This window comes from Dysgonomonas reticulitermitis, assembly GCF_054601275.1.
This window is the reverse complement of the sequence record NZ_BAAHWU010000031.1, coordinates 1-12,653: the sequence shown is the minus strand read 5'-3', so window position 1 is coordinate 12,653 and position 12,653 is coordinate 1. Positions and strand designations below refer to the sequence as shown.

Below are 12,653 nucleotides of genomic sequence, written 5' to 3'. Positions count from 1 at the left end.
TAATAATTTTATACATTAATTTTATTTACAAACAAAGTAATACATGAACGGCTCTATCGGTCTTCCCGGACGTATCAGTTCCTCTTCATATCCCTCAGCCATCTCACCGGCCACATTATCATCGTACTTGCTGACATAAAGTGTTCTGTCATTGTTTGTGAAATAATATTCGATACGGGAAATTGTTTCGTTGTCGGGAACGTTGAAATATCCTTCTGGCCAAACCGTTGTACTCCACATGACTCCCCATTGAGAATCTTTCATCAACTTTGTCTTATCCGAAATCTCGTTTACCGTATACACATTTCCTTCGGTAGTATAGGCTTTTGCATTCAGATAAATATCGGTTTCATCTATTAATGGATTGTTGTAATAATCACCTATATACTTGAATGTAATAATATCATTCTGAGTAGCATTCCCCGGAGTAGCCTGATAGAAATGATACTGACAGAAATCGATAGGTTCGGCTCCTTCACCGTCTGTCACATTAAAGCAATCGCCCCACATTACTTTCCAGCGATCTTCATCCGTACCAAAACCATCACCATCGTAATTAGCAAAAAATCCGATTTTTGCCCTCAGGTTATCAGTACCGGTCTTAACTTTTATCCTTACTTTTATAAACAAGGTATAGGCATTTCCTCCATTGTAGATTGTCCATGGGTTATCAGCCTGAAAGACTACCCATTGGGTATCATCCAATATATTGGGGTTACGACCTCCTACTACATTGAGAAGTGCCTGGCTCCATGTCAGTCCGGCATGGCTTTTAGGTGAAGTCCCGTCAGGAATCAGCGACATTTTATATTCTGTACCTAAGTCTTCATTATTTTCCCAGGTCAATGTCGCATTTTTGGCATCTGTCCATACTTTTGGAACGTTAATACCGACAACCAGCCGATGTGTTTCGTCATCATAATTTGACGCGCATTTCAGATACATGATATATTCGGCATATTCACCCGCCTTTACAGAGTTTGTTTTATAAATGATAGGAGAATTGTCATTCTGATATTCATCCTTAAATATTTCTCCATGGTTCTCGTACCAGGCTATACCGCAGGATATACAAATAGCTACAACCAACAAGCACCCTAAGACTTTATTAATCAATATCTTATTTTTAATTTCAATTTTCATGGCATTGATTTTTAGTTATTAGACTCTTTCTTTAAAATATAAGAATAGATATTGCTGTAACACCCCGGCACGAAGGAAAGAGTTATCTGCCGTTCTCCGTCTACCGTCTGGTAATCGAAAGCAGACATAGATTCCGCTGCCGCGCCTTCTTTAAATGTCAGCTTTGTAGGATACTGGAGATCGTTTACACTCCATGTCCCGCCCTGACGAACCAGGAAAGGGAGATAATTGTCGATAGTATATGTGTTATCTTCATTGAGGTTAATCCTGAATTTGCTAAAATCCATCGTTTTCGTTATATCCAATCCATTTCTTGTCACCTTAGTAATATGCCAGGTACCGGCAATTACCTTAACTGGCTCATCAGCATTGTAGTCCGTAGAGTCTTTAAACTTATCGCAAGAAGGGAGTGTACATATTATAACACAACAAAGTATAAGCGCTTTTTTTATATTTAATTTTTTCATGCTATAATTTTATTTTTCTTTGTTTATAGAATCATAAAAAGGCTTAGTCTCAATTAATAGTTAGGATTCTGAATCAGGGTTGGTGCTTTGGATGTTTCCGAATACGGAATAGGCCAAAAGTACATAGCCTTTCTGAAGGCCCGTTGCCGTACATCGAAACGTGTATATGACTTACCACCATTCGCCTTCAACTGTATTTCCATACCTGTCATCATCTGATTATCGGTTTGTTCGGCAATTTTCCAACGCCTCACATCGAAAAACCGCATACCTTCGAAAGCAAATTCGATACGTCTTTCGTTACGTATGGCTTCACGCATTTCCAAACGGGTCATATCCGACTTCAACCCATACATACCATCCGCACCGGCATCTATTCCTGCCCGCGCCCTGATATCTTTTAATACAGTATACGTGGCTTCTCCTGCAGGTACGATACCCGACTCGCCACCATTAGCTATATTATATTCATTCATTGCTTCGGCGTAAATCATATATATTTCGGCATAGCGCATCAGAGGCGTTATTTCGCCGGTACCGTGTACAGCATTGGCCGCCCATTCCCGACTAACCATCTTGTTGATATAGTAACCTGTAGTCGTACCTTGGTGTACAGCGTCCTTTCCGGATGATGATCCGTCTACATTCAGGTAAGTATTCACACGAAGAATACGTTCTCCTGACAGATTCGGAAGAAAAGTAGAATCGCAACATATCGTGTTGTAGAAGCGAGGATCGCGTCCTTTGTAAGGATGATTTGGATCGTATCCCGAACCGGCATCGGTTATAGCTTTCCCGTTCCTCATCGGGTAAGTGTCTACCAGATTCTGATAAGGGAATCCACTATTTCCTCCACCGAACGAAGGAGGTGAATACCATGTTTCCCTCTCTACCCGTCCTATACTGCGATCTTCAAATATTGATTCGACAAGAGACGCAGGCCTGTAGGTAGCATCCCATGCAAAGAATAAGGCATAAAATGCAAATCCAGGTTCAGATGCATTATTTTTTTTCGGATCTACATTCAATACATATAATTGGTACCGCCCCAGTGTAAGAAAACTGTATGCTGCATCCATAGCTTCTTTCCATCTTTCCTTATTATATTCGGGATAACCTATAAGTTCGGCCGGCACATCTGTTCCGGTGATAATATCGCTATTCCCATTAAACAGCGGACTGGCAGCATACAATTTCATGCGGGCAACTAAGGCTTTGCAGGCACCGCCTCCGGCACGTCCGTATAATACTCCCGAAGGTTTTACACTCAGGTCTTTTTCGGCAGTTTCACATTCCTGAATAATATATTTCAGGCAGTCGTCATACGTGTCGCGTGTATTTTTCAACTCATCGCCCTCGGCATATATTACATCGCCGATCAACGGCACTCCTCCATAATGCCTTACCAGAATATGGTAATACCAGGCACGCAGGAAACGGGCTTCGGCCTTGAGCCGCACTTTCCGGGCATTCTGCAATGGAGCCTGTTCTATTCCCTGAAGAAAAATATTAACTCTCCGGATGTTTTGATAAGGTATTTTCCACGCATCATCGCTTATAACTACCGGATTGACAGTTCCCATAGCGAACTGTAAGTCAGCTGTTACTTCGGATGACGTTCTGAATTCGGCTTCATCGCATGCAGTCTGGAGTCCGCCCAGAATGACGGTGGATTCTCCTAATCTTGACACACTGAAACGATTGCCCTTGATATCAAATCCGATTTCCCGGTAAATCTCACTCAAAAAACCTTCTACAAGTGCGCTGTCCGAAAAGACCTTAGTATAATCAAGGTCTGTCGTCACAGTCTCATCGAGAAAGCTGGAGTCGCTACAGGAAAAATTTCCATACAATATCATTATTACTAATAATGAATAGAAAAAGTTTTTCATACGCATAAGATATTAAATTAAGATCAATGTTAATTTTACTGTTTCTCTATACTCCCCAATCCTTATTCGGCTGGTCTCCCATAAACAATTCTAGGATACCACCTTTAGCTATTTCAGAGAAATCTATATAACAGTTGTTATACTCTTTGCCATTTAACAAAGCTTTCAGTATATAGATATTCTTCGGAGAGTTATTATGGGCTATTATTGTAAACTTATCTCCTTCAAAATATTTAGGGTCAAGTTTAAATTCTACTCTATCAAAAACCGGACTGGTAATCTCCAAGCGGGTATCCCCCGGACATACAGGATGTATTCCTGACGCGGCTAATACATACCAGGCTGACATTTGTCCCACATCCTCATTTCCAACAAGGCCTTCCACCTTGTTGGCATACGCTTTATTACAGATATGGCGTGTCCACTTCTGGGTAAGCCATGGCGTACCTAAACGATTGAAGAGAAAAGGAATATGATGTACAGGCTCATTGGCATGGTTATAATAGTCGTTCCACAATAGGTTTTCAGGTGCTTTTCCAAAAAAGTTTGTCAGGTCGACAATAACGTTATCCCGCCCACCCATTAGTTCCACCATTCCCGGAACATCGTGCGGAACGAACCAACCTTGCTGATACGCATTAGATTCTATGCATCCGTACCACTCTTTGATACGTGCATTTTCGGGCCATTCTTCCCAACTTCCATCTTCTTTTTTAGGACGGAACCAGCCTTTTTCCTTGTCAAAAATGTTCTTATAAGCCTGTCCTTTCTGATAGAATAGTTTTTCATCATCAGATTTTCCTAACTCTTTTGCCAAACGGGAAATACACCAATCGGTATAAGCATATTCCAATGTATTGGATATACTATAAGGAGGCCCTGTATAACCGAGTTTGTCATTGCCAAATATCCTGGACGTGTTTAAGGCATATTTATAAGCTTTCTCCACATCATAATTGCGGATACCTTTGACATACGCATCTGCCAAAACAGATAAGGCCGGATTGCCAATCATACAACCGGAATATGCGTTCATTATCTCCCATCGCTCGTAATACTCATGACCGCTTTCGTCAGCCAATGTTATCAAAGAGTTTAACTGGTCGTTGACAAGCTCAGGATTAATAATTGTTTGTAGAGGATACTGGCTGCGGAATACATCCCAACCGCTGAAAATGGTCCGTTTTGTGAAATCGGATGCATCATGGATTTTGTGGTCTCCTCCTACATACCGCTCATCAACATCGGTGTAGGCACGCGGGTCTATCATGGTATGATACAGGGATGTATAGAAAATCATTTTCTCGTCTTTTGTACCACCTTCTATCTTAATACGCCCCAATTCATTATCCCAGAGTTTTTTTGCTTCTTCATGAATCTGATCAAAATCCTTATTCTTCATTTCCGCTTTGAAGTTTTTCTCCGCACCATCCATATCGACAAAGGAAATTCCTGCTTTCAGCGTAACCACTTCGTCTTTCTGTGTCTCAAATTCAGTAAAGAAACCGAGATGTTTTCCTTCCAGTTCCTTTTTGTCTTTAATGATAGGTGCTTCAGAAACTCTTTGCAAATAAGGAATACTCGTAACTTCTTCTATTTTACGCTTCCAGCCGTCAGGGATATCAGCTCTCCAGAATCCGTAATTCTTAAGCGGCTTGCTGAATTGTGCATAAAAGTGTACTGTATAATCAGTCTTACCTTCGCCGTTTCCCCAACCACCTCCATCAGGGGTACATTTTATCCAGCCCTGGATAGTACTGTCATTTGCAACCTTTATATATTGATAAACAGAAGTTCCTCCTACCCTGCGTGCAAGGTCTATCTGTATCCGCGATTGCTTATGTTCGGGAAATGTAAATTTTAATATCCCGCTGTGAGGTGCGGCCGTAGCTTCCACTTTGATGTTATAACCGGTAAGCTCGGCCGAATAATATCCGGCTTTGGCAATTTCAGTGTCTTTATTATATAATGAACGATAACCGTTTATACTCCCATCTTCTTTTCCTGCAATAGTTTTTAATACTCCGGTGGTAGGCATTACCAGAAAATTTCCTAAATCACCGTACCATCCCACACCACTCATCTGGGTAAATGCAAATCCCTCGATGGTCTTATGTTCGTAACTGTAACCCGGACTATTATCCCCCCCTGTGATGGTATTAGGACTAACCTGAACCATACCATAAGGAGTGGTTACTCCCGGAAAAGTTTTTCCCAAACCATGATAAGATCCGGCAGCACCGACACTGGTACTTGCTCCGATAAAAGGATTAACATAATCGGAAGGGGTAAAGGCTTCTACGGTCTTAACATCTGATGCACAACTTGTTATTATCAGACACAAACCTACGATAGAAGTGATTATCACTTTATACATAATAAGTTAGTTAAATTCTTAATGTTTTACTTCGTCAGTTCTTTTTTAATAATAGTGTTTTTAACCCAAAGCGAGGCATAGATATAGAAATGCTATTTTTATTTATTGATTGGTTTGATATTATATTCCCGTTCAGATCTACTTCTTCTATACTTACAACAGGAAATCCAAACATGATTTTTCTGGTAGATTCGTCTCCTTCTGCATTGAAAAGTCTAATCAGAATATTATCATTTTCTACTTTGAATGCAGTTACTTCATAACCCGGTTTATCCACATCCAGAAATTGCCTGTCAATTAGAGGTATATCTTTATGAAAAGACACAATCAAAGGCTCATTCCATTTATTGCTTTCTGCTGATATAGAAGCCTGATCCCATTTCCCGGTATGCGGAATAATGGCGTATTTCATTTTCAAAGGACGGGTAATTTTATAATCGGGCCCCCATAACCCAATACCTGAATACTGAGTTGTGAGGCCAAGCGGATAATCTTCCCCATAAGAATATGAAGTTGTATGATCAGAAAGTAATGCAAATCCGTATTTCCCATCTTTCTGTACAAGGTCTACCCAGTTGAGAATAATATTATGCTTTATACTGTCCCATGTCCCGAAAAAAGTATTATCCAGTTTACTTTCACAGACATCGAACGGGGCGTTCTTATACAGTTGGGCTGACGATAAATGTACAGGAAACATAACATTTAATTTAAATTTATCATTTGTATATGCTCTTCTGTTGTCACGCCAGTTATTCCCTTGTTTATATTCGCCTATGCCTATGTTATTTTTCCAATTTACAGTTAAGTCAAAGTCAATACGTTTTTGCCCGGTAGTCAGGGTAATAATCTGTGTAAACGGATGTGAAGCGATTTCACCTTCTATTTTTAGTTGCTTTGTCAAATAATTATCTTGCAATATGACTATTTTAGCCGGAGATTCGATGGTAGAATGGAATTTGCCCTCATCATAAAAATGCCCCCTAAGTTCGCCCAGATTAAATTTATTCTCTTTATCTACGTATTCCTTATTTCCCTCTTTTTTGGCTATAAGGCTTTTTATTATTCCCCCTTTTGAAGAATCGATAACGATTTTATACATATCGTTTTCAAGCATATAATCACCATTGACATTGATATATACAGGGGTATTTTTATCCTCTCCCAACTTTTTATCCGATATATAAAATGTCGCATATCCTAAAGCCGGAACTTCAGCCTGAAATGATATGCGAACGGAGTCCCCTATTTGTTCAGAATAGGAAGGCAACAGGCTCTTTTTTGAATTATATACCGCTATCCCATTTGTAGTTACGGACAGAGGTAAACTTACTTTAACAACCTCAATGCGCTTTATGCCCAGCGTATTATATAGCCTGATATATCCTTTATTACCAGTACTTGAACTATTTGTAGAATGATAAGAGCTAACAGCCCCTTTGATTACCTGCCCGGCTATTCTGTTTGTATTATTCGTCCATAAAGTGATTTCGTCCGCCCATGTCCTTATTTTCTTCAGGCGATTGTACGGTACAATCCATGAATCGTGATGCTGTGCCATCAGTAAGGTACGCCAACCATCGTCTATTTCCTCCTGTGAAAGTATATAGCCATTCTCAATATTCGCCATGGCACCTACTTTCTCAGCCATAACAATGTTATTTTCGGATGCACGTACTTCCTGCGCTATCTTTTGCAGCACCTGGCTACCCCACATGAGGTTTACCCGAACGTCTTCCTGTGAGAAATGGTAATTATCATCTGTTTTTCCATCCGATATATTTTCAAAATAATTCCGCCATGTGGTATAAATAGATTTATTTTTTATATTGTCGCCATAACCTATCCAAGGCCCGTGTCTCCATCCGGCATCTTGATAACACATTCCTACCGGATTTTTCACACCATAATTGAAACAGGCTTTGAGATACGCATCCGAATTACCCCACGCTTTTGTCTGCCACGTAGAATTAGCTTCGAGCTCTTCACAGGCATATCTAGGTACTGTGAGTATAGATGTACCATCAGGCCCTATCCAGTTTAGCAACCCGTTTCCATACGGCGCAGTATAGCCACCCCAACAAGTGTTGGGGCACTTTAATACTGCATATTGAAAACCAAATAACCTTAATATTTGAGGTAAGCTACTTGTAAAACAAGGTTCCTCTACAGAATAAGTTTTAAAGCTAACATCAGGAAAATGCTGGTGTATTTTCTTTATACCATACTCAAACTGACGAATAATACTTTCACCCGAAATGTTGTAACAATAAGGCTGTGCATAGGTAGGATTTGTAAATTCTACCCTCTTGTCTGTAACAATATTTTTGAAGTTATTATAAGCTACCCATTCTTTTACTCTGACCGTATCCCACGTTTCAGGCTCAATTTCGAGACCAATCTGCCATTCGGGATGCTTTTTGAGTTCATCTACCATGAACTGAGTAACCCACATGGGATAATGCCCATAAATTCCTCCATGATAACCATCTACGAAATATGCCTGCTGTGGAAATAGTTTTCCACAAAAAGAAAGAAAGATAAGTGTAGCTATAATGGCTGTTCTTCTCATAATTACCCAGATTTCTTTACTTTACTTTTACAAGACTAATTTTTCTTACAACAGGTGAATTGATATCATAAATAGCTGAAGTGAGTACATCCATTTCGTCCTGCCATGCTGTCCTTACTTCCGGATACATTGCCTTGCTATAGAGGTCACGCCTCATATTCAGCCAGCCGTTTTTACTTTTATTGTCATCCATTACCTTTATAGCTTCCCGGGTATTAAGGTCAGTTATACCTTTCGAAAGAAAAAAGTTAAATTGTACCCACGCATATTCACGAAAGCGTTTTTCTATTTCCCAACGTTCTTCATTTAAGTACATTATCTTTAGTGACTGCTGGTATTGCGGGGTATTGGTGAGAGTTGCAAGATTAATGCCTTTCGCGAAATCACTGGCAGACCATGTTCCTATTTCTTCGCCATCTATCAGAAGTCTATAATTACCCTTCAGGCCTTTTACAGTCAGCATTTCCTTATTCATTTCTTCTACGAAAGGAACGATTTTTACAGCTTCCGACTGGCTTTTCTTTTGTTGCCATCCACGGGCAATCGTATCCATAGGATATGGTAAAGCTTTGGCCAGATAATCGAATTCTATTCCCCTGGCATTCTTTTTTATGCCAGTTATTTCACAGTTTGCAGATGAAATCACAGAAGTATTGGAAGCGTCTATATTTATATCTGCTACTTCTTTTCCTGCAAGCCCCTGTGCTTTCAGTATCAGGTACGCCATGACCATGTGTCCGTCATTATCGGGATGGATGCGGTCATTGCCACAGATGGTAAATGTAGGGTCTTTTTGCTGGAACTGCTGATTGATAGTAGTCATCGGTTGATTGAGGTCAAAAAATTGCCAGCCGTTAGTCTTTGCTGATTCTCTCTGAAAATCGACAACTCGCTGCATTGCCTTATTCTTATTGCGGAATGCTGTGCTACCCTCTATTATCGCGGTTTCGTCGTATGGGGAACTACCCATCAGTACAATATTTGTATTGACAAGGTTTTTGAATCGCGCTTCCATTTGTTTATAAGCGTCATAAGAAGCTTTTACCTTCTCATCCGCGAATTTCTCCGGTTGGTCTCCGTTATATTCGAAATAGCCGGTATCGTTCATCCCAAAAGTGGCGATCAATACAGTAGGCCTTTTACTGAAAACATCGCCATCGAGCCTCTTTACCATATCGCTGGCCTGGTCACCACCTATTCCGGCATTCATAACCGTTATCCTCATATCAGGGAAACGTGTCATATAATAAAGCCAGATGTAGGAGTGATAATGTCCGCCATCTGTAATACTATTGCCCAGAAATACAACTCGATCACCTTCTTTGAAAGGTTTTATTTGCTGAGCCGACACAATAGACACACACAGAATAATAGATAAGAAAAATAGGAATATACTTTTCATTTTTTATAGATTTAAGTTTAAAAAAACAATCAGGCTTTTTATGCGAAAAATGAACATGGGCATATAAAAGCCATAGCCTCTAGGTATTTTATGATATGTATAAAGTCCCGAAAACTATATTTGCAAATATATGTACAATTAAAGCCTACCTGTATATCGAAGTAATTATTTTGGTAAATGTTTTTTCAATAGTATCGAGTATAATCATCTATATATAAGGATTATACACAAGTACAGTTTTATCGTTTTAGTAGATATTATGGAATGTTTTTATGAGAAATTTCCTATCATTCTCACCTCATTTTCGAAATTTTCGCTTTCGATAGCCTTGCCTTTTACTTTACTTTTGTAATTGTAGATTGTTTGGATTGAATAACGGAGAAATGTTGCTATCTGATCCACATCATTAATGCCCAAACGTATGAGGGCAAAAATACGCAGTTCGGTATTCAACCTGTCTTTTCCTAACCTGTAACGTTCATCTTCTTTTAACAAACTATTAAATTCTTCCACAAAATTGGGATATATCTTAAAAAAAGCTCTATCGAATGTGTTATATAATTCTTCTACATCTTTTTCCAAATCACGTGAAGATGAGGTTAGTTTAAGCAGGTCATCAACCTGTCCGGCTTTTATTTTTCTGTTTACATTTTTCCTAAAATCGTCAAGTTTGTCGATGTAAATAGCGCACTGGTTCATAAAGACACCTATATACCTCTCTTTTACCAGGTTGACCTCATCAAGTTTTCTATTCACATTGACTAATTGTTCGTTTGTCATTTTCAGGTTTCGCCGGGCTCTGGATACAATTTTGACTTGCCTATAAATAAAATATAGTGCAATTATAAGAGCAATAACGAATAAACTGGTAAGGATGGAATAAACCCTAAGGTTATGCTTTTGTTGTTCGATCCGGTACAGATATGTATCTTCAATTATTGGATATACCCGGGCTATAACAGTATTCCGAAAACGTGAATTAAAGAAATTAGCATCATCCAGTGCAACCCTGATGTAATTATATGCCCTGTTCATATCCCCCTTATCGTATAAATAAATGGCCAATGCAAGGAGAGCCTCATTTTCTTTTACAGATAATTGTATATCAGTTAATGCCGCCAAGATCAGATATTTTTCCTCCAGATAACTGTTATTCATGTACTTATTTACCATTGCCAGTGACATTGCATCCATAGCGTAACCATGTGTCGAAACTTCCTGCTTCAAAAATATTCTAAGCAGGATATCATACGTCTTTTTATATTGTCCCTCATCCTGTAGTTTGAATGCTTTTTCCTTTAGATACATATCAGAACTCTCGTCGAGTAATGAAATAAGTATATCACGGTATTTCTCCTTTTCTTTCAGATAAGAGCTTTCATATACGTAATCATCTGTATACTTCATAAGATTTTCGTAGTACCTGATATAATTCCAACAATATGATGGTCTTAATCCTATTGGAAGTTCATCATACCGGATCAAATTCGACGTCTTCAGAGCCTGAGTAAACAAACCTGAAATACTCAGTATAAATGACAAGGACAACTTACCCCGCCATAAATACTCCTTATTATTCAGTTTCTCTGCAATAGTAATATTTTTATTTATATACACTATGGCTGAATCGCACTGAAAAGATTGATATTCGGATATGATTCTTTCGTTGATTGCATATTCATCATCCAGTGATTTCCGGTTATCCAGTCTGGACTTCAACTCCTTTATTTTCGACTCTTTTTTTGATATGTAGAGAGGACGTTCTGCTATTGTTTTATCCAAGACTGTCAATAAAGAATCTATTTCATTCGCTGACAAAGTGCTCATAGATACACAAATAAAGCTGAATAAAAAAAATAAAGTCTTCATATAAAAATAGTTGGCAGTGTGTGTGTTCAACCTGGCAATTACTTTGTGACAACTTCCGCAATTAATTTCTGCCATATAGTTTGAGTAGTTGTTTATATTCTTCCAAAATTATTTTTTGTATAGCATTAAGATAAGCAGGTATATTACTCTTAAATTATGTTTCTTCTTCACGGCTCCAACAAAATACACATAAAAGAATCAACCTCAAATAATCTCTTTCGCTAATTATTTGAGGTAACATCCGATTTTATATTTCGCTTTTATCCCTCTAATAGTGCTAACTTCTAAATTATCAGAAAGAAATAATTGCTCATGCTTGTTGTACTTTTGTTTATATTGTTTCATTAGACCTAAGTTATCTTTAATTTACATATTTTAAATTACAGGTCAATAATAAATATCTATATTTTTCTTATCATTGCTGGGCACTTATTTCCATCTGATTTTCAGCTGTTTATAATTTAGTTCTTTGGCGTTTTTGTAATCGTGTTCAGTAAGTATCTCATTTACAGATGCTTTATCTAGTAGGGATATTCCAAGAACCTGTAAGATTTCGTAGATCGGACGCTCTACTTTCAATTTGTTAGCCACAATGGCTACCAAACAGTAGGTGATGAGCGCACAATAGACTTGTATTTTTACAGCATTCATAGTAGTCCCCCAGAATGATTTTATTCGCAAGTGCTGCTTTACCCATTTAAAGAACAGCTCCACCATCCACCTTTTTTTATACAGAAGCGCTACTTCTGTTGCTTCAAGGTCGAAGTTGTTTGTCAGGAATACAAAGTCCCGGTTCTGTTCGTCGTCATGGAAAGTGACCTTTCGAATCTTGTCCGGATATTCTTTCAAAGACTTTGGTGTAACCAGTTTGCCAATCTGGTCGTAGAGTACTCCGGTAGACTTATCCACTTTGTTGGAATACATCCTGCGG

At 38.7% G+C, this 12,653-nt stretch carries 8 protein-coding genes; all 8 read right to left on the bottom strand.

Annotated features, from left to right (window positions below; translation table 11 throughout):
- Positions 1–21: 21 nt before the first annotated feature.
- Positions 22–1,143 (bottom strand): DUF4961 domain-containing protein, encoded by a 1,122-nt coding sequence (locus ACYPZI_RS11270; RefSeq protein WP_459601618.1) that lies wholly within the window; start codon positions 1,141–1,143, stop codon positions 22–24.
- An 11-nt stretch (positions 1,144–1,154) separates the two neighbouring features.
- Entirely contained in the window at positions 1,155–1,610 is a 456-nt protein-coding gene (locus ACYPZI_RS11265; RefSeq protein ID WP_459601616.1) for a DUF5004 domain-containing protein, read from the bottom strand.
- A 53-nt stretch (positions 1,611–1,663) separates the two neighbouring features.
- Positions 1,664–3,502 carry a RagB/SusD family nutrient uptake outer membrane protein gene (locus ACYPZI_RS11260; RefSeq protein ID WP_459601614.1) on the bottom strand — a complete coding sequence of 613 codons (1,839 nt, stop codon included), beginning with the start codon at positions 3,500–3,502 and terminating at the stop codon, positions 1,664–1,666.
- Between the two features lie 46 nt (positions 3,503–3,548).
- Positions 3,549–5,879 carry a GH92 family glycosyl hydrolase gene (locus tag ACYPZI_RS11255; protein WP_459601612.1) on the bottom strand — a complete coding sequence of 777 codons (2,331 nt, stop codon included), beginning with the start codon at positions 5,877–5,879 and terminating at the stop codon, positions 3,549–3,551.
- Positions 5,880–5,913: 34 nt separating this feature from the next.
- Entirely contained in the window at positions 5,914–8,451 is a 2,538-nt protein-coding gene (locus tag ACYPZI_RS11250) for a glycoside hydrolase family 38 C-terminal domain-containing protein (RefSeq protein WP_459601610.1), read from the bottom strand.
- Positions 8,452–8,467: 16 nt separating this feature from the next.
- Positions 8,468–9,853: an SGNH/GDSL hydrolase family protein gene (locus ACYPZI_RS11245; protein ID WP_459601608.1), complete on the bottom strand. Its 1,386-nt coding sequence runs from the start codon at positions 9,851–9,853 to the stop codon at positions 8,468–8,470.
- Positions 9,854–10,123: 270 nt separating this feature from the next.
- Positions 10,124–11,722: a DUF6377 domain-containing protein gene (locus ACYPZI_RS11240; protein ID WP_459601606.1), complete on the bottom strand. Its 1,599-nt coding sequence runs from the start codon at positions 11,720–11,722 to the stop codon at positions 10,124–10,126.
- A 429-nt stretch (positions 11,723–12,151) separates the two neighbouring features.
- Positions 12,152–12,653, bottom strand: a 502-nt coding sequence (locus ACYPZI_RS11235; protein WP_459601604.1) for a transposase, incomplete at its 5' end; no start/stop codon positions are given.